Annotated in this window: 21 protein-coding genes; all 21 read left to right on the top strand. The window is 42.3% G+C overall.

Features of this window, described 5'->3' with window-relative positions; genetic code table 11:
- The 21 genes from PBAT_RS02215 (at position 1) to PBAT_RS02120 (ending at position 18,444) form a co-directional block, all read left to right on the top strand.
- Positions 1-1,677 (top strand): terminase TerL endonuclease subunit, encoded by a 1,677-nt coding sequence (locus PBAT_RS02215; RefSeq protein WP_068646094.1) that lies wholly within the window; start codon positions 1-3, stop codon positions 1,675-1,677.
- Between the two features lie 7 nt (positions 1,678-1,684).
- Complete coding sequence (locus tag PBAT_RS02210) at positions 1,685-2,836, top strand: phage portal protein (RefSeq protein ID WP_338060037.1); 1,152 nt, start codon at positions 1,685-1,687, stop codon at positions 2,834-2,836.
- A complete protein-coding gene (locus PBAT_RS02205) occupies positions 2,829-3,587 on the top strand; it encodes a head maturation protease, ClpP-related (RefSeq protein WP_068646092.1) in 759 nt (252 codons plus the stop codon). Before PBAT_RS02210 ends, PBAT_RS02205 begins: the two co-directional genes overlap by 8 nt.
- A gap of 142 nt (positions 3,588-3,729) precedes the next feature.
- On the top strand, positions 3,730-4,764 hold the full coding sequence (locus PBAT_RS02200; protein WP_169810075.1) for a phage major capsid protein: 1,035 nt from the start codon (positions 3,730-3,732) through the stop codon (positions 4,762-4,764).
- 34 nt (positions 4,765-4,798) lie between these two features.
- Positions 4,799-4,987 (top strand): hypothetical protein, encoded by a 189-nt coding sequence (locus PBAT_RS02195; RefSeq protein WP_084402766.1) that lies wholly within the window; start codon positions 4,799-4,801, stop codon positions 4,985-4,987.
- A gap of 5 nt (positions 4,988-4,992) precedes the next feature.
- Complete coding sequence (locus PBAT_RS02190) at positions 4,993-5,304, top strand: hypothetical protein (protein WP_068646089.1); 312 nt, start codon at positions 4,993-4,995, stop codon at positions 5,302-5,304.
- Complete coding sequence (locus PBAT_RS02185; RefSeq protein ID WP_084402765.1) at positions 5,285-5,650, top strand: phage head closure protein; 366 nt, start codon at positions 5,285-5,287, stop codon at positions 5,648-5,650. Before PBAT_RS02190 ends, PBAT_RS02185 begins: the two co-directional genes overlap by 20 nt.
- Entirely contained in the window at positions 5,643-6,029 is a 387-nt protein-coding gene (locus PBAT_RS02180) for an HK97-gp10 family putative phage morphogenesis protein (protein WP_068646088.1), read from the top strand. Before PBAT_RS02185 ends, PBAT_RS02180 begins: the two co-directional genes overlap by 8 nt.
- Positions 6,029-6,394: a tail completion protein gp17 gene (gene gp17, locus PBAT_RS02175; RefSeq protein WP_068646087.1), complete on the top strand. Its 366-nt coding sequence runs from the start codon at positions 6,029-6,031 to the stop codon at positions 6,392-6,394. Before PBAT_RS02180 ends, gp17 begins: the two co-directional genes overlap by 1 nt.
- A 5-nt stretch (positions 6,395-6,399) precedes the next feature.
- The gene (locus tag PBAT_RS02170) at positions 6,400-6,984 is read left to right on the top strand and encodes a major tail protein (RefSeq protein ID WP_246168305.1); all 585 of its coding nucleotides are present in this window, start codon (positions 6,400-6,402) and stop codon (positions 6,982-6,984) included.
- A 112-nt stretch (positions 6,985-7,096) separates the two neighbouring features.
- Complete coding sequence (locus tag PBAT_RS02165) at positions 7,097-7,495, top strand: hypothetical protein (protein ID WP_068646086.1); 399 nt, start codon at positions 7,097-7,099, stop codon at positions 7,493-7,495.
- 22 nt (positions 7,496-7,517) lie between these two features.
- On the top strand, positions 7,518-8,273 hold the full coding sequence (locus tag PBAT_RS02160; protein ID WP_068646085.1) for a hypothetical protein: 756 nt from the start codon (positions 7,518-7,520) through the stop codon (positions 8,271-8,273).
- 55 nt (positions 8,274-8,328) lie between these two features.
- Positions 8,329-8,841 (top strand): hypothetical protein, encoded by a 513-nt coding sequence (locus PBAT_RS24590; protein WP_084402763.1) that lies wholly within the window; start codon positions 8,329-8,331, stop codon positions 8,839-8,841.
- Positions 8,842-8,954: 113 nt separating this feature from the next.
- Positions 8,955-13,280, top strand: coding sequence for a phage tail tape measure protein (locus PBAT_RS02150; RefSeq protein WP_211267812.1), 4,326 nt, complete (start codon positions 8,955-8,957; stop codon positions 13,278-13,280).
- Between the two features lie 11 nt (positions 13,281-13,291).
- Positions 13,292-14,149, top strand: a complete 858-nt coding sequence (locus tag PBAT_RS02145) for a phage tail family protein (protein ID WP_068646083.1) — start codon at positions 13,292-13,294, stop codon at positions 14,147-14,149.
- A gap of 4 nt (positions 14,150-14,153) precedes the next feature.
- Complete coding sequence (locus PBAT_RS02140; RefSeq protein WP_068646082.1) at positions 14,154-15,239, top strand: siphovirus ReqiPepy6 Gp37-like family protein; 1,086 nt, start codon at positions 14,154-14,156, stop codon at positions 15,237-15,239.
- A 2-nt stretch (positions 15,240-15,241) separates the two neighbouring features.
- Positions 15,242-16,768, top strand: a complete 1,527-nt coding sequence (locus PBAT_RS02135) for a hypothetical protein (RefSeq protein ID WP_068646081.1) — start codon at positions 15,242-15,244, stop codon at positions 16,766-16,768.
- Positions 16,769-16,779: 11 nt separating this feature from the next.
- Positions 16,780-17,085: a hypothetical protein gene (locus PBAT_RS02130; RefSeq protein ID WP_068646080.1), complete on the top strand. Its 306-nt coding sequence runs from the start codon at positions 16,780-16,782 to the stop codon at positions 17,083-17,085.
- Complete coding sequence (locus tag PBAT_RS26165; protein ID WP_276326513.1) at positions 17,085-17,219, top strand: hypothetical protein; 135 nt, start codon at positions 17,085-17,087, stop codon at positions 17,217-17,219. The genes PBAT_RS02130 and PBAT_RS26165 overlap by 1 nt, the downstream gene beginning before the upstream one ends.
- Positions 17,220-17,327: 108 nt before the next feature.
- Positions 17,328-17,735, top strand: a complete 408-nt coding sequence (locus PBAT_RS02125; RefSeq protein WP_246168304.1) for a phage holin family protein — start codon at positions 17,328-17,330, stop codon at positions 17,733-17,735.
- Entirely contained in the window at positions 17,728-18,444 is a 717-nt protein-coding gene (locus PBAT_RS02120) for a C39 family peptidase (RefSeq protein ID WP_068646079.1), read from the top strand. Before PBAT_RS02125 ends, PBAT_RS02120 begins: the two co-directional genes overlap by 8 nt.
- The last annotated feature ends 11 nt before the right edge of the window (positions 18,445-18,455 follow it).

Genomic DNA, 18,455 nt, shown 5'->3' with positions numbered 1-18,455 from the left:
ATGTTAAAACAGAAGTATGTAGATGGCTATATCGCTCTTTATCGAGAGGGCAAAGTTAAGTTTAATGAAGAACGTGTTCTATTAATTGATTACCTTGAACGAGATGTGCTATCTCGTGACGATCTATATTTCGATAACGAAATGATTGAGAACTGTATCAAGTTTGCTGAAAAGTGGTATTTCCCACTGCAGCCATTCCAAAAGTTCTTAATTGCTTTCGTTTTTTTGTTTTTCAAAGACAATAGTCGGGTGTTTTACCGTAAATTTCTTTGGATGATGGGGCGAGGTGGAGGTAAGAACGGGCTTATTACGGTTGTATGTCATTTCTTGATAAGTGAACTACATGGCATACGAGAGTACAACATATCCGTCATTGCTAACTCAGAAGAACAAGCTAAGACATCTGTTGAAGAAGCTGCAAAAACCATCAAGCGCGAACCCACACTTCTAAAACATTTTAAACCTACAGCAATGCAAGTGCTGTCCAAAATAACGGACAGCATTTTTAAATTCCGTACTTCAAACGGAAACACGAAGGATGGCTTGCGTGACGGTGCTGTAGTGTTTGATGAAATTCACTATTTTGAAACCAACAAAGACGTGCGAGTTCATATTTCGGGTTTAGGTAAGAAAAAGAATCCGCGAGAGTTTTATATCGGTACGGATGGATACGTGCGTGAAGGTTTCTTGGACAAGTTCAAGGAAAAAGCTCAGAAGGTATTAAAAGGCGAAGCTCGTTCCAACGCTGTTTTTCCTTTTATCTGCAAACTGAACAATGAGAATGAAGTGGACGATCCGGACAATTGGGAACTCTCTAACCCGATGTTAAGTGAGCCGCGAAATGAATATGCACAAGGCTTATTCGACACCATTAAAGAAGAATATGAAGATTTAGCAGATGATCCATCCAACCGTGAAGAGTTTATGACTAAACGGATGAACTTGCCATTGACTGACTTGGAACGATCGGTTGCCAAGTGGGAAGAAATCTCCGGCACGAATCAACCTCTTCCTAACCTTGAAGGTAAAGAGTGTATTGGGTGTATCGACTTTGCTCAGATCAGGGACTTTGCTTCAGTTGGGTTGGTATTTAAGCATGACGGAAAAGTACCTTTCATTTCTCATTCCTACACAAGAAAGGAGTTCGTCGATAAATACTACGGTTACTCCATGAGGGAAGTAGAGAAGACGCAAAAGTTTGCTCCTATCCGAGAATGGGAAAGCAAAGGCTTGTTGACCGTCTTGGATGAGGAAATGATCAATATGGAACACATTGTCAATTGGTTTGTCACCATGAGATTGAAATATTACATCACGAAAATTATAGGCGATAACTACCGGATGGAAATGCTAAAACCTATGCTTGAAGCTGTTGGTTTTGAGGTTGAAGTGATCCGAAGACCAGAAGCGATTCACGGGCTATTAGCACCTCGTGTGGAGATGTATTTTTCTAAGGGTATGTTTGTGTGGGGGGATAACCCATTAATGCGCTGGTACACCAATAATGTACTGGTAACAATCAAAAGAGACGGAAATAAGGTGTACGGCAAGAAGGAGCCGATACGAAGGAAAACAGATGGTTTCCAAGCATTGGTTTGCGGACTGTATCGAATTGAAGAGCTGAGCGAGGACACTTTAGAGGACGCACTAGGAGCGCTTGAACTATTGAACTTCTAAAGAGGGGGTGAATAAGAGAATGGGTTTTCTGGATGGCGTTTGGAAACGTAACAGTGAGATAAGCAATAATTACGATCTTGACTTGCTTGACGAAGTTTCAACTCGTGATTATCTCAAAAAGATCGCGCTTGAAACGAACATCAATTTCATTGGTCGAACGATTAGTCAATGTGAATTCAGAATCATGCAGGATAAGAAACGAATTAAGAACGATTGGGATTATTTATTGAATGTCAGACCTAACACAGATCAATCTTCCGCAGACTTTTGGCAACGATTCGTATACAGGTTGATCGATGACAATGAAGTGCTTGTAATACTGACAGATGACAACAATTTACTAATTGCTGATAGTTACTACCGTGAGGAATTTGCAGTATATCCCGATATCTTCAAGGATGTAGTTGTGAAGAATTATAGGTTCACCCGATCCTTTAGGATGGATGAGGTCATATATCTGACGTACAACAATGAGAAGTTGTCACAATTCTTGAATAGTGCTTTTGAGGACTACTCAGACCTATTTACGCGAATGATGGAATCGCAAAAACTGAGCAATCAGGTCCGCGGTGTTGTTAGTCTTGATGCAACGCAATCACTAGACGAAGGAAACATGGCCAAACTTCAAAAATTCATTGATAAATTATTTACGGCTTTCAAGAAAAACGCAGTGGCTCTAGTTCCTAAACTTAAAGGATTCGAGTACACCGAAGTAAACGACGGGTCAAACAACGGCAAGTCAGTGGATGAACTGACGAAGTTGAAACGTGATTTAACCAATGATGTAGCGAATATCTTAGGCATCCCAAATAGCTTGATCCATGGGGATATGGCAGAGTACGAAACGGCTATAAAGGCTTATATCAAATTTTGTGCAGCTCCACTGATCAAGAAAATTAAAGATGAATTAAACGCTAAAATCATTGAAAAATCGGAATATTTAAAAGGAAAGCGCATCGAAGTTCGCGGTGTAGCTGAATTAAATCCACTTGAGGTCGCTGTAGCAGTGGACAAGTTAGTCGGCAGCGGAACTTTTAGCGGCAATGATATCCGATTCATGTTGGGGTATGAACGAGTGGAGAATCCAGCATTGGATGAATATGTGTTAACGAAGAACTATGAAAGAGCTTCGAAAGGGGGTGAAGAAGAGAATGCGTAATATGACGAAGCAAGATTTTTTCAAATCGTTTAAGAATCAGACGTATGTTAATCAACTAGAAAAGATTGAACGCAAGTTCGAATCACGTCACATTGAAGCTACGAACACAACTGAGTTAACAATCTATGGTGTTATCGGTAATTCGTGGTGGGAGGATTCGATATCAGCTACCGATATTGACGAAGCGTTGAAAAATACTACAGGCGATATTTTGATTCACCTAAATTCTCCTGGGGGCGATGCAACAGACGGTATAGCGATCTTCAATCGCTTAATTAACCATAAAGAAAAACATAACGCCAAAGTTACTATTCGTGTTGATGGTTGGGCTTGTTCTGCCGCTTCATTATTCCCTCTTGCTGCTGATGAGGTGGTTATGGGACTTGGTTCTATGATTATGATTCATGAAGCATCTACTGTCGTTTGGGGAACTAAGCGAGACATGAGAAAAGAAGCAGATGTACTCGAGCAACTAGAAGAAGGAATCATCGACATCTACATGACTAAAGCAAATGTTAGTCGTGAAGAAATCCGTAAAATGGTTGATGACGAAACATGGTTCAGCGCACAAAAGGCGATTGAAAATGGTTTCGCCACCTCGACTGCTGCGAGCAACAAAGATGATGAGATTGCCCAACTAAAAACGCAACTAACTAGTTTACAAACTGAATTTGAACAGCACAAAAACCAAAATCAAGAACCAGCGCCCGCACCACTTAACACGGTGAAAAAGCGTAGGGTTCTTTTTTAATTAAAATTAATGGAGGTCATGGAAAATGACAATAAAATTAAACCAACACACAGATGCTTACGAAACAGCAAAGTTGAACTATGCAAACGTAGTGAAAAACGAAGTTTCAACGCCGGAAGAAGTAGAAAAAGCGTGGGTAGCGATGCAGGATTCGCTTGTAACATCACTGACAACACAAATCACGAATCAAGTAGCTAATGCAAATTTTGATAATGTGGTACTGGCCAATCGTGGCGCAAATGTTTTAACAGCAGAAGAGAGCAAATTTTACAACTCAGTAGTGCAATCTGAAGGATTTAAAGACGATTTAATATTGCCAGAAACAATCGTTGAGCGTATCTATGAGGACCTAACTACTGAGCATCCTTTGCTATCAGTTATTAACTTCCAAAACCTCGGCACTATAACATTAACGGCCATCACGTCTGAGTATGAAGGTGCTGCTGTTTGGGGTCCTATCTTCGGTGACATTAAAGGTCAACTTGACGCTGCATTCAAACAAGAAAGTATTGCACAATCTAAACTTACAGCCTTTGTGGTGCTTCCGAAAGACCTTAAAAAGTTTGGTCCTAAATGGATCGAGGCTTACGTACGTGCACAAATCACCGAGACATATGCTGTTGCACTTGAAAGTGCGGTAATCAACGGAGCTGGTCCAGTGAAACACCAGCCAATTGGTTTGATTCGCGACTTGGCTGCCGCTGTTGATCCAACGAATGGTCATGCTAAAAAAGTTGCTGCAGGAGTAATGACATTAGCGAATGATGCAAAAATCATTGAAGAATTTGCTGAAATCGGTGAATTGTTATCAATTAAACAAAATGGAAAGCCATTGAATGTAGATGGAAAAATCGTACTACTGATTAATCCTTCCGATTCATGGAAAGTTCGGGCTAAATTCACCACGCGAAATGCCGCAGGAGCTTATATCACAAACGTGCCATTCGATTTCACTATTATTCCTTCTGTATTCGCAACTGCTGGTGAAGTGGTGGCGTTCGTAAAAGATCGTTACGATGCATACCGCGGAGGCGGTGTAGAGGTTACTGAATACAAAGAGACGTTAGCACTTGAAGATTGCAACGTTCATATTGCAAAGACGTTCGCATTCGGTAAACCTCGTGATAATAAAGTCGTTGCTATCTATACGTTAAACATAACTACAGATACCCCTTAATTATGGGGTGTCTTATTTCTAGGAGGTGATGATCATGTACAAAGTAGTACGTAGGTTCAGGGAGAAAAACCATGATGGGTACGTTTATAACGTTGGAGATGATTACCCAAAACAAGGTGAAAAGGCTACTAAAGCACGTCTTGACGAATTGTCTACCAAGAACAATAAATACGAAGAAATTTATATCGAGGAAGTAAAAAAAGTCCCAAAAGTGAAGGAGTGATTTAGATGACTGAAATCACTCCAGCAATCGTTAAGGAATTTGAGGACCGTATGCACTTAGATGGTGACGAGGGTGAAAACCTATTACGAATCCTTAAAGCTTCAAACGAGGATCTAACTAGGATTTGTGGAGACTACGACATTCAAACTCACGAAGTATTCAAAGAGCTTGTTTTTGAACGTTCGCGCTATGCCTACAACGACGCACTAGAATACTTTTATACGAACTTCCTGACTCAAATCAACAATCTGAACCTAGGAAAAGCACTTGAATCTAACGTGGCAGAAGGTGAGCCGAATGCAACCACACAGGTATAAGCCTAAATTGAATGCCGGAAAGCTGAACAGACGAATCACAATCCAAAAAAAAGGCCTTTCCGAGGATGCAGCGGGGTATCCAATAACCAACCCGCCATGGGAAGAAGTTGCTACCGTATGGGCTTCACGCGAACCATTACGAGGACGTGAATTCTTTGAGGCCGCTGCTGCTCAAGCTGAAAAAACGGTGCGATATAAAATCCGTTACCGAGCAGGGATTACCTCTGACATGCGCCTTCTCGACCTGAAGGACAATCGGATCTACGAGATAACAGTACCGTTAGATGATGTATTTGATGACCGAACAGAAACACACCTAATGGCTATAGAGGTAACCAATGGGTAGCGGCGTTGAATTACAAGGTGTTGATCAAATGCTTGAGTCCATCCGTAGAAAGATGAATTCAGGCATTTTTCGTTTGGAGAATCAAGGATTGCGTGAAGGTGGGGAAATCTTCGCTGAGGGACAACGAGAAAAGGTTTCTGTTAGTTCAATTGACCATCTCCATATGAGGGATGACATTAATGTTAGCCCTGTAAGGCGAGAGGATGGACTACGATTTGTAACAATCGGTCCAGGCAATAAGACGAAATGGAGAGCTCACTTTGACGAGTATGGAACGAAGAACCATTCAGCCCGTCCCTTCATTTACCCAAGCTTCCATGAAAACAAAAGTCGCGTATCCCAATTCCTTTCGGCAGAATTTAGAAAGGGGATGCAGTAATGTTAATTGATCTTAAACCCACCATAACGCAAGCGCTGAGAAATAATTCGGCGCTTGTTTTGCTGTTGGGCGGTAAATATGTTTGGCCTGAAGTATCACCGGATGCATTAAAGCTTACTTACATTACATTTTTTGAACTCGTCAACTTTGACAAACTTTATGCAAGTGATGTTGCGCTAAATAGCGAGATCCATTTCCAAGTTGACATATGGACACCAGGTAACACTGGACCCATCGCTCAAGAGGTCAATAAAACCATGGAAGAAATCGGATTCACACGTTCCGGTTCTAATGACCTGTTCGAAAAAGAAACAAAAACGTACCACAAAGTTTTACGATACAAAACTATAAAATATGGGAGTTGATTGATTTGCCAAGACAAAACATAGCTACGCCAGTCGGTTTACAAGATATTTATTATGCCCTTCTAATTAAAGATGACAAAACAGGGGCCACATACGGAACACCAAAATTAATGTTACCTGCGATAACTGCAAATGTTACCCCATCAGTGAATTCAGCAACACTATTTGGGAATGACGGACCTATCCTTACAACTAATGCGCTTGGCGAAATAGCTGTCGCTATTGGAGTAGCTGATATTCCATTCGCTACACAAGCTGAGTTGTTAGGATCAACGCTAAGTGCTAACGGATTGTTGGTCGATAATGCTGATGACCAAGCACCAGAGGTTGCACTAGGTTACAGAATAAGCATGTCAGATGGGACGTTCCTTTACACTTGGTTGCTCAAAGGTAAATTTAGTTTGCCGAGTTCTGAAGCGAAGACAAAGGAAGGGACACCAACATACCAAACACCAACGATCAATGGTGTCTTCTTGAAACGTTTATTCGATGGTAATTGGAGATTTCGTGCTGATAGTGCTGACGTTGCAAGCGCATCTCTGATTGCATCGTGGTTTACTACGGTACCTTCTGAAATCCCAAACCCTTAACGGCTTTCCTATCTCCACTGCAACCGATCTCTATCTAATCTACTTGCAGGGAAGCCGTATCAAACAACCAAGGCGGCTATATACGCCGCCTAATATTTAGGGAGGGGATAAGATGTCAGGTGAAACTGAATCATTAGTGAAAACAAAGGATGGCACAATAGCTCCACAGTACTACGATATAGCAACTAATAAATATAACTACGCACAGGGCAGGGATGGAGCTCCTTTTGTAACCCCTGTAGGCAGTCACCAGTTAAAACATGGACTAGTGAGCGTTGCCGCTGCGGGTACCGCCGTACAACTACCAACCTTACCATGTCGTGAGGTAACGATCATCGCTAAGGATATAAACACCGGTGATATTTTTATTGGTGGAACAGGCGTGCTCTCAACTTCGTACGGTGCAAAGCTTAAAGCAGACAGCGCGATAACTCTCACTGTAAACAACGCGAATTTAATATTCATCAATGCATCAGTTGGTGGTGAAGGAATCTCGTATATCGCAACTTAATTAGGAGGGAAGGCGATTAATAATGAGCAGATATACGTCAGTCCCACTCCGAGGGTTAGTTACACCGCGAAACGAAATTACTACAAGCCCGCGAATACGCCAAATTGTCGAAGCTAAGAACCTAGTTCTTAATAGCGGGTTTGGTGGGAGTTATGACGATACACAAGTAGGGGCAACCGGTGGAAGATGTGTTAAATTTGTACTTCATGCAACGGGCAACAGTAAGGCTACTTACGGAGGTACAACAGGTAAAGTCATCGAGAATCTTCTTGGTAATAAGGCGGGACAGTACACAGTGAGATGTAGGCTGAAAAAGTCCGGATCTACAGATCTAAGTTACAAAAATTTTGCAATTGTCGTTCAAAACGTTGACCCCTTTAAGGTATCAAAAGATAGCGCGGTAGAAGCAGTATTACAGCTTTCAGCTGGACAAATATCTACTGATTGGGCATGGTATGAAGTCCATTTTTACTGGGATGGTATCCAACCAATCGAGCTATGGACAGGCAAGACACCCGGGGGAGATCCGGCAGCAATCTTTTGGGAAGACCAAGTCGTATTTGTTAGCGCGGATGGGGTGGAGAAAAACGTTCAAATCCTCGAAACATCGGCAACATTGGACATATCTGGTGACAACAGTATTAGAATCCGTAAGTCACACTCTCCCATTAGTGCAATCGACACTGGCAAGACTGGCGATATCTGTTGGGATGCAAACTTTATTTATGTTTGCATTGCAGATAACACTTGGAAGAGATCACCTTTAACGACATGGTAACACCACAGGGAGTCGATTATATCGACTCTCTTTTTAATGCTTGGAGGGCTGAATAATGAAAGCCGAGAAAACCCCAATTGAATTAAACGGAACTAAACATCTGCTATTTGACCTCAGTTCATTCTATGAATTTGACAAAACATACGGATCAATCAACAAAGCCATGCAAGCACTCCACTTTAACGATGATAATATTCCTCACATTTTACAACTCGGGCTAGCTCATGAAGAGGTAGTGCCGATTGAAAACTTAGAATTGTTAGTCGATCTAACCAACAGAGATACATTAAAAAAACAGATATTACAGGCTCTAGAACTAGCGTTGCCTGATCCTGATAAACATAAAAACAAAGTAGCGACTAATACCGAAGCAGATAAAGGCTTGGATTGGGATTGGCTCTACTATATCGGAACCGTACTCTTGGAGATGCAAGAGACGGTTTTTTGGTGTTGTACGTTAAGAAAATTGATCTCCTTATGGGCAGTACATAAACGATATAACGGTTTGGACAAAGCGGATGAAGAGCAAGCGACTGCTTCGGATGACTTCATAAGAAATTACATGTGACGAGGGGGTGAGAATTAAAAATGGCTGATGAAATTGAAGTATCCAATCTGGTCACCAAACTATCGATTGATGATTCGGGCGTAGAACAATCGATGGCTAAACTCGGGCGGCAGATGAGAGTCGTACAATCGGAGTTTCAGGCGGCATCTTCTAAGTTAGGAGATCATGCAAGCTCTCAAGATGTTCTTAAGACAAAGACAGACGGACTAAATAAACAGATGGATATCCAAGCGAAGGTGATCCTAAGTCTTAAAAAACAGCATGAAGAAGCCGCCACAGCAAAGGGTAAGGATGCAAGAGAGACCCAAAACCTTGAAACCAAGCTGAACAAGGCAGTTGCTCAGTACAACAAGATGGATACCGAGTTAAAGAAGACTACCGCAGAGCTAGGCAAGATGGACACCAAACTGAAAAGTACTACCGTCGAGGTAGACAAACAAACGACAGCATGGCAAAAAGCTTCAACTGCATTAGATGCGGCTGCCAAGAAAATGGAATCAGCAGGTCAGAAAATGTCCTCGGCGGGGCAAAGCTTGGCTCTCGGGGTGACAGTTCCCTTAGTTGCAGCGGGTACTGCATCAGTTAAATCCAGTATAGACTTTGAAACTTCCATGGCATCCTTTAGAAAGACGGTAGATGCAACGGAAAAAGAATTCAAACAGTTTGAAACAAGTATTCGTGACATGTCCAAACAAATGCCAGCAAGTGCAACGGCAATCGCAGAAGTAGGCGCGGCGGCTGGTCAATTGGGTGTCAAAAACGAAGCCATCATGGGCTTTACTCGCACTATGGTAGACCTAGGCGTTGCAACTAATATGAGCGCTGATCAGGCGGCTACGTCACTAGCTCGATTAGCCAACATCACTCAGATGCCGCAAAGTGAATTTGATAAGCTTGGGTCCACAATTGTAGCGCTCGGTAACAACCTTGCCACAACTGAAGCTGAAATTACCGAAATGGCTTTAAGGCTTGCAGGGGCGGGTAAACAGGTCGGATTGACAGAAGCTGAGATACTTTCGTTTGCAGGGGCATTGTCTTCTGTGGGTATCGAAGCTGAATCAGGTGGGTCGTCATTCTCGCGGGTTATGATAGATATGGCACAGGCGGCGGTGAATGGCGGTAAGGACTTAAACAACTTCGCCGCAGTAGCTGGCATGTCTGCAAAACAATTTAAAGAGTTATTCCAGAAGGACGCGGCGGGCGCATTGACCTCATTTATTGAGGGCTTAGGTCGAATGTCCAAGGCGGGAGAAAATACCTTTGGAGTCCTTGATGCATTGGGCTTATCTGAAATTCGTGTGCGTGACGCCTTGCTTCGTGCTTCTGGTGCGGGGGATTTGTTTAGAACTAGCTTAGAACTCGGTTCAAAGGCATGGGAAGACAACACAGCACTCACTAAAGAAGCGACTACTAGATACGAAACAACAGCGTCACAACTCAAGATACTAGGCAATCGAATAACAGATGCAGCTATAACATTGGGTGACGCTCTTGTACCTGCATTAATGTCTGCTCTTGATGCTTTAGAACCAATGTTAAAATCAGTCGAGGAAGGTGCTGAATGGTTCGCGGCTCTTGATCCTGAAATGCAAAAGACTGTGCTTACAATGCTTGCAGTGGCGGCGGCAGCCGGTCCTTTGTTAATTGTCACAGGAAAACTAATCACTAGCTTTGCGGCGCTCATACCTGTTATTAAAGGCCTTGCTGTTGCGGCGATATGGCTGACGACAACACCGTTCGGCTTAATTATCACAGGCGCAATCGCTGTAACTGCGGCATTCTTTGCGATACAGCACAGTATGGAAGAGTCGAAGCAAGCCGCAGAGGACTTAGCCCAAGCGCAGTTGGATTTACAGGAAGTACAAGAAAATGGAATATCTCGCAGTGAAGTAGAAGCCGCACAAGAAAAGATAGACAAAATTAAAGAGTTAACTGAAACGTATCAGAAACTTATTGATGTTGCTTCCGCTTCTGATGGGGCTAAAATGGGGAACAACATGGGTGCTCTATACGGTGCGGCTGATCAATTAGACGTTAAGCTAGAGGATTTAGAAAAAACAGCTAATGAATTCGGGGTTACGCTAGAGTTCGTTGATGATTCCGGCAAGTTAACAACAAAGTCCATGAAAGAACTCAAAGACGCAACTGCTATTTACACCAAAGCCATTAAAGATGCAAATAAAGAGACGACATCCGAATTAAATGATAAAGCTAAAACAATTGCTATCCGAAATCAAGAACTCAACGGCATTGGGAACCTAATAAAAACATATGGATCTGCTAAAAAAGGTTCAAACGATTGGACCGCCGCTCAGAAAGAATTACTAAATCAGTTCCCACAGTTTGCTACGGCAACAGGTATTAACATTGAAGCAGTAAAAGGATTAGTGCTGATCAAGCAACAAGAACTTGCGGTTGAATGGGCAAGTATCCAAGCCAAAGCAACGGCTGCTGTGCAGGAAAAAAATACGGCTATCGTTAAACAAGAAGCGGCTATAAAAATTGCAATAGCTATCGCGACTATCACAGGTGCGGGTGGGCTTGCTGAAGTAGCTGTAAGGCGAATGAACGACGAACTCACTCGCCTACGCGGGGAGGCTGCAAGCTTACAAGCTCTCGCCAGCATGAAGCCAGGAGACATAGTAATACCTACGGTCAATGTAGCGCCTGTAAAAATAGATACAGGAACAAAGCCAAAGACAAAAACACCAAAAGCGGCAGCATATCAAAACAAAGCTCTTGATGAAGCCTACAAGCAACTCGAACACCTCAGAGCACTTGATCAACTCACAGATGAACAGGAATTAAAATCATTAGAAACAATCAAATCTAAGTATGTTAAAACAGCAGAAGAAAAGATGGCCATCGAAGAAAAGATATACAGCGTTAAAAAAGCTTTAGGCGACGCATCACTTGAAAAAGCTTTGAAGGATTATGAACGATCCAAAGAAGCTGGCAAGCTTACGGAAGTTGAAGAAGTCGCTCGTCTACAACGGATTAAAAAGCTTTATGCGAATTCGGCTGATGAACGTGCCGACATGGACGATAAAATCTATGAAGCACAGAAACGTGTGATTGAAGCTGAGAAACAGTTTCGTATTGATGTTGTTAAATACACCAGTCAACAGTTGCAAGCCGCATACGAGGATCGTGTGGTGCGTGAGAAGTTATCTGATGAAGAAGCTTTTAAGTTAAAGGACAAACTTTACAACGAACAGATTTATATTAACAAGAATTACCTTCAAAAAGTCCTTGCGGACACCAAATATACAGCAGCTGAAAAAAAGGTTATTGAAAGAGAAACCACCGAAGAGATCAGACAACAGACCAACGAACGTATGCAGCTACAAAGGGACTATGCCGAAGAAGTTAGAAAGTCACAGATCGATTCGATTAACGACCTATCCAAAGGCATTCAGGATGCTTTGAAGGCTAAATATCAGGCAGAGAAAGCGGCGGCAGAGGAAAGTATAAAAGCTTCACAGAGTGCCAATGAGGAATGGAAGAGAAGCCAGTTAGACAGCATTAAAACCGTTTACGACGCCCGTACTAAAGCGGCACAAGAAGCGGCTGATGCTGAAATCAAGGCAATCAATTCCGTTTACAATGCTCAGATGGAAGCAATCCAAAAGCAACTGGACGCAATGGACCAGACGGAGAAACAGAAGAGCCGAGAAGAACTAGATGCAGACGACAAGAAGAAGATAGATCGCCTGAAAGCAAAGATTGAATACGAACCAGATGACTTCAACCGCGCTCAACTTGAAAAACAATTGAATACCGTTATTGCCGAGCAAAACGAGCGACATAGACAAGAGGAACTAGCAGATAAAAAGGACGCACTCAAAGAAGAACAACAGGTTTTAAAAGATAAACTCTCTGAAGAAACGCAAGCCATAAAGGATCAGTTAGTGATCAAGAAAGAGATTATGGCAGAAGAGTATGAAGCGCAGCAGTTAAACATTAACGCCATCTACGCAAGTCAGAAGGCTTCACTTGATCAACAATTATTAGATTCCCAATTGCACTATGCGGCTCTCTTAGAAGCCAAGGCGTTACAAGCCGAGGCAGAAAAAATGATCATACAGAATCAGCAAGAAGAAATATTGAAGTTGCTTGAGAAGTTCGGTGATGGGTACCAAGCCGCCGGACAAACTCTAGGAGAAAAGATGGTTGCAGGCTTTAAACCGAAGGTAGATGAAATGTCATCTATGATTGCCGGATTGATCTCTCAGATTGATTCAGCTAGATCAGCGGTACTACAGACCATGGCACTGGCAGCATCAGCAACAGCAGCTACATCTGCTTCATCTAGTGGAGGATCAACAAGTGGTGCAAGTAAAACATCCGTCAACATCACCATTAATACACCAGTTACATCACCAAGTGCAGTTGCCAAGGCTGGCGTAAAAGCAGCACAAAAGTTAGCAGGATTCTAGGAGGTGTCGAATTGCAAATAGCCACATTTACAAACACTCGAGGCGAATCGGTTGTGTTCGACTCCTTCGGGCCTTTTGTGTTGCAAAAAATAGACGGAACGGCGAATGTTTCCACAGAAATAAAGAGTACCAAATCACCATATCAGGATGGTAGCAGTTTTGCGGGAGCGCAATTGGATGACCGTGATATCCCAATCCAAGGATTTATTAATTCAATTAGCCAACAGGAACTTTATGAACGTCGCCGTGAGCTCACTCGGATCCTTAACCCTAAACTTGGTCCTGGAAAACTGGTGTATGAAAATTCATTCAGGAGCTATGCAATAGACGCGATAGCTCTTGAAGGTCCTGTATTCGGGGAACGTTTTGTTCACGCTAATCTGTTTGTAATCAACTTTATCGCCAATGATCCATATTGGAGGGATATTGAAACAGCAACCAAGGCATTGCGTGCTGAGGTAGGAGGGTTAACTTTTCCTTTACGCCTTCCAACGCGATTTGCCCTTGCGTCTTATCGGGGTGTATTTCATAACACAGGAGACGTTGAAACGCCTGTAGAGATCCGCTATAAAGGCCCAGCAACAAACCCTATTGTAACTAACGAGACGACAGGAGAATTCATAAAAGTTAATTGTGAATTGTTAGCTACTGACACTTTGTTTATAACTACAGAACGCGGAAACAAACGAGTAGAAATATTAAACGCCGATGGGTCTAAAAAAAATGTATTCCACTGGATCGATTTAGGCAGTACATTTTTTCAACTCAAAATAGGCGAAAACATCCTACGTTATGGAAGTAGTCAAGACTCAGACCAATTACCAGCCACTGTAACTATGTCTTGGAGTAATCGGTTCTTAGGAGGGTGATAAATTGGGAGCTCCATCAGTTCGAATATTAGACACGAATTTTAATTTACATGGTGAAATAGACAACTGTGAAAGCTTGCAGTTAAAGCGAAGGTTTTACCGTCCTGGAGAATTCGAAATGCACATTGCATTAGGAAAACAAAGCGTGGATCAATTGATAAAAGAACGCGTCATTGTCGTAAATAATCAACCGCACAAGTCAGGTTTAATCATGAGTAGGCAAATCATAGAGGATAACGGCATTGAAACACTCATCATCAAAGGTCCTACGCTTGGAGGTGTGTTTGACAGACGTTTAACCGTCACTGATAGCTATGACCGTATATCAGGTAACGCAGAAACAGTAATGAAGCATTACGTTAATAACCACATCGTAAACGGAGTGTATGCAGATCGCAACATTCCTTTTTTTGCTGTTGCCACAAATAAAGGGCGTGGAAAAGTCACGCCGTGGCAATCTCGGTTTGAACAATTGGACAAAGTTGAGCAGGAGATAGCTGAGTTTTGTGATATTGGTTGGCAAGTGGCGTTGGATTTCTTAACTAAGAAATGGGTTTTTGATGTGGTAACAGGTAGGAATCTAACCGCAGGGCAATCACTTTTACCACCTGTTATATTCAGTCATGAATTTGATAACATCCAGTCTCAAGATTATTTGGACTCTGATCTACAATATAAGAATGTGGGCTATGCAGGGGGTAAAGGGGAGGACGAAGATAGATTCATCCAAATAGTAGGTAATGGTTCGGGGCTTAATCGCAGAGAAACATTTCTTGATTGCTCATCCGCTGTTGATGCAATTGAATTGGATTATCTAGGCAAACAAAAACTTGCTGAACAAAAACAGATTGTGACCTATAACGGTAAGGTCCTCGACACTGGAAGTTTTATCTATGAACAAGATTGGGACCTAGGAGACATCGTTACACTCCAAAATAAAAAGTGGGGAGTTACGATGGATAGCCGCATCACAGAGGTAACAGAAGTTTATGAGCCCTCATCCACATTAGAAATTGTTCTTGGTAATGAGATCCCAACGATAACTGAGTTTATTAAACAATTACGAAGCAACGTAAAAAGGAGTGATTGATAGTGCCACAAAAATCAGGAATGTTTGACTCAACCATTGACGATCCGCGGGAATATGCCGCCCGAGAGTTTGCGGAATACTTTGCACGAATGTTAACAAATGGTGTTTTCAACGGTGGGCAATACCTACAGGTGACCGCAACAGGAACAAATTCATACGTCAGCATATCCCCTGGAGCCGCTTGGATTAAAGGGTATGCATACAGCGTTTACGATGAGGCCATAGCATTACCTGTAACACCAGCTACAACACTGGATAGGATAGATAGAATTGTACTGAGATTAGACACAAGCACACCTGTTAGGTCTATTAAAGCAATAGTATTGCAAGGTGTGCCGAATGCCAACCCTGTACCGCCAGCATTGGTGCGGTCGGGTGATATTTACGATTTAAGCTTAGCGCAAGTACGAGTAGTGGCCAACTCAATTATCGTCACTCAAGCAAAAATAACAGATGAGCGCATGAACAGTGCTGTATGTGGGTTGGTAAACTCATTGATCCAAGTTGATACAACCACATTTCAACAACAGTGGGATTTGTTTATGGCATCTTTGGAGAGTCAAGGATTTGTTACGGCAACAGCCTTTAATGCGCATAAAGCGGATAATGCGAAACACATACCACATTTAGGAACAACTACAAATGCTGGTAATGTTTATAGTATAACCACCGCGGAAGTCATAGCTACAAATCAGAAATTCACCACAAAAATCAATGCGGCTTCTACGGGGGCGGCAACACTCAAGGTTTCTTCAATCGCTAGCGGTGCAGCCAAATCCATCCAAAAAGTAGGGGGAACAAGCGCGACCTTAAAAATAGGAGTGTATACCTTATTTTGGGATGGAACGTCTTTTCAGTTATTGGGTGAAGGAGGTGAATATGGTACGGCATCTGCTAATGATGTAAGAAAAGAAAAGACATTAGGTACGGATTCCGGGGTAGTACAAGGGGGTCTTGATTTATCAGCGCTTATACCCAGTAATATCCGAAATGGGGTCACTATTGATGGGGTCGCGGGGGCACTACTTAGTGGGATAGAAAAGCCTTTAATCCTCATGTTGCCGGGGAGTAGCACAGTTGGCAGTCTTCATCCTGCTTTCGGAACAATTGACTTCACACCAATAGTACAGTCTGTGGGAAGTGTCGGAAATTCTTATTTCACTAAAGCGGCGTATGTACGCCTTATTGCTCAGGGGGTTGGTTTTAGTTCTTTCGCGACGGATGTAAGTATTAATCTAACAAATGTAGACGTGATATCAGTGAGAGCCGCTGCATATAGAACAGCAGGAGACGCGGGGGCTAGAGTTTGGTTTGGCGCTACCATTGGTAAGGATGACAGAAACACCAGTTACACAGCGATAACTACTACCAGTACCCCTACAGTAACAGAAGAATATAGAACATATCAATTTAACGTCTCTGCTTTAAGTGGTATGTTTTATATAAAGGCTGAGGCTGTCTGTGGAAACGTCAACTCAAACACTTACGTAGATGTCGCCGAGATTATTCTTTATCAAAATAATAAGTAGGAGTGATTGATTTGAAATATGCATTAATTAATAAAAATCGAGAGGTATTGGAAATTAAACGAGAACCAATAACAATCACAAACGAGGGTCTTTCCGTAGTAGAGTTACCCGAAGATATTGATTTTGTTGAAGGGGATGAAATCAATTTTTATATTGTGCTAAGTTTTGATGACTATGGTGTATACTCACATTATTCCGCGGTAAGACAAACGCCATTTATCCAATCTATTTTAATGGACAACCTAATTCTCAAGGATAAAATCGCGATGGTTGAAGAGGCAGTATTGGATATAATTCTAAACGGGGGGGTTATTTAATGGCTAAATTAGTTGCACAGAGCATCATAGATGGAAAAACGGATTACACAGTAGCAATAACGAAACGTCCTGATTTGAAAATAGGAATTGATAGCTACCTTACCGGACAGGGGCGAGCTGATTTAATAGGATAGTTCGCTTACGGACGATTATACGCAACATCAACAGCACCCTAGAAGGTGTTTTTATTTTGCCCTCATAACTATATGGGGGCTATTTTAATTAAAAAGGGGATAGGTAACGTGGAAAGATTAGATTTGGTATTGAAGTGGGGCATAGCTCTTTTAGGATCGGTAGGGACTTATCTTTTAGGTGGATGGTCAGAATTAATTTCAGTTTTCCTTCTTGCGATCGTGATCGATTATGTCACAGGTCTCGCTGCATCGATTAAGGAAGGTAATGGGCTTAGCAGTAAAGTTGGATTTTGGGGATTGGCTAGGAAGGGACTGATGCTTCTTGTCGTTATCCTGGCACACAGGCTAGACGTATTGATGGGGACCGATGTGATCATGATAGGATCCATATATTTTTATCTTGCTAACGAACTTATATCGGTCACGGAAAACTACGGGCGACTTGGATTGCCATTACCTAACTGGATTAGGGAAATCATAGCGATATTTAAGCGGAAGGGTGGTACTAATGAGTAAACTAGTATATTACAGTCAAGAAGATGCTCGTTGGAAAAATGTGCTGTATTCGATTAGGAATGATAAAACACAGACCATTGGAACATCCGCTTGTGGTCCAACGAGTGCAGCTATGGCTATCAGCACATTGTCAGGTAACACGGTGTTGCCGACAACAGCAGCAACATACGCGATCGCTAAGGGGTTTCGAACACCTGACAACGGTACATCGTGGGGCTATTTCGGAAGCATCGCCAAACAATACGGTCTGATTTGTAAGCAAACAGGGAGCCTTGCAGAGGTGAAGGAAGCCTTAGGTGCTGGAAAATTAGTTATTGCATCTATGGGTAAAGGTCACTTCACAGGCGGCGGTCACTACGTTCTACTTGTAGGGATCAATACAGAAAAAGGGATAGCGTGGATTGATGTTTACGATCCAAACCACGACAACACGAAATACGGCTCAGATGGGTTGATTAATCAGGGTATACGTAATGATGGAAAAGTCACCGCAAAGGAAACTGTATTCAAAAATGAAGCCAAACAATATTGGATATTTAGCAAATTAGTTAAGGAGGAACCAGAGATGAAAAAAGCAGATGCAGATGGGATTATCGCTTATCTAAAACTAGCTCATGGATTTGCAAAAACGGTGGCTGAGAAGAAGGAAATCGGAAGGTTAGCTGATACAGTGCGTGAAGCTTCTGGACAAGCAAAGCAAAACGGATAATTATGTTTACA

Source organism: Paenibacillus antarcticus, assembly GCF_001637225.1.
Classification (GTDB): Bacteria; Bacillota; Bacilli; order Paenibacillales; family Paenibacillaceae; genus Paenibacillus_AQ; species Paenibacillus_AQ antarcticus.
This window is presented reverse-complemented; position numbering and strand designations above follow the sequence as displayed.

What these genes read in the sequence shown, in the direction of transcription:
- PBAT_RS02215 (WP_068646094.1), top strand. Translation starts at nt 1, where the DNA reads ATGTTAAAACAGAAGTATGTAGATGGCTATATCGCTCTTTATCGAGAG.
- PBAT_RS02205 (WP_068646092.1), top strand. Translation starts at nt 2,829, where the DNA reads ATGCGTAATATGACGAAGCAAGATTTTTTCAAATCGTTTAAGAATCAG.
- PBAT_RS02200 (WP_169810075.1), top strand. Translation starts at nt 3,730, where the DNA reads ATGCAGGATTCGCTTGTAACATCACTGACAACACAAATCACGAATCAA.
- PBAT_RS02195 (WP_084402766.1), top strand. Translation starts at nt 4,799, where the DNA reads ATGTACAAAGTAGTACGTAGGTTCAGGGAGAAAAACCATGATGGGTAC.
- PBAT_RS02190 (WP_068646089.1), top strand. Translation starts at nt 4,993, where the DNA reads ATGACTGAAATCACTCCAGCAATCGTTAAGGAATTTGAGGACCGTATG.
- PBAT_RS02185 (WP_084402765.1), top strand. Translation starts at nt 5,285, where the DNA reads ATGCAACCACACAGGTATAAGCCTAAATTGAATGCCGGAAAGCTGAAC.
- PBAT_RS02180 (WP_068646088.1), top strand. Translation starts at nt 5,643, where the DNA reads ATGGGTAGCGGCGTTGAATTACAAGGTGTTGATCAAATGCTTGAGTCC.
- gp17 (WP_068646087.1), top strand. Translation starts at nt 6,029, where the DNA reads ATGTTAATTGATCTTAAACCCACCATAACGCAAGCGCTGAGAAATAAT.
- PBAT_RS02165 (WP_068646086.1), top strand. Translation starts at nt 7,097, where the DNA reads ATGTCAGGTGAAACTGAATCATTAGTGAAAACAAAGGATGGCACAATA.
- PBAT_RS02160 (WP_068646085.1), top strand. Translation starts at nt 7,518, where the DNA reads ATGAGCAGATATACGTCAGTCCCACTCCGAGGGTTAGTTACACCGCGA.
- PBAT_RS24590 (WP_084402763.1), top strand. Translation starts at nt 8,329, where the DNA reads ATGAAAGCCGAGAAAACCCCAATTGAATTAAACGGAACTAAACATCTG.
- PBAT_RS02150 (WP_211267812.1), top strand. Translation starts at nt 8,955, where the DNA reads ATGAGAGTCGTACAATCGGAGTTTCAGGCGGCATCTTCTAAGTTAGGA.
- PBAT_RS26165 (WP_276326513.1), top strand. Translation starts at nt 17,085, where the DNA reads ATGGCTAAATTAGTTGCACAGAGCATCATAGATGGAAAAACGGATTAC.
- PBAT_RS02120 (WP_068646079.1), top strand. Translation starts at nt 17,728, where the DNA reads ATGAGTAAACTAGTATATTACAGTCAAGAAGATGCTCGTTGGAAAAAT.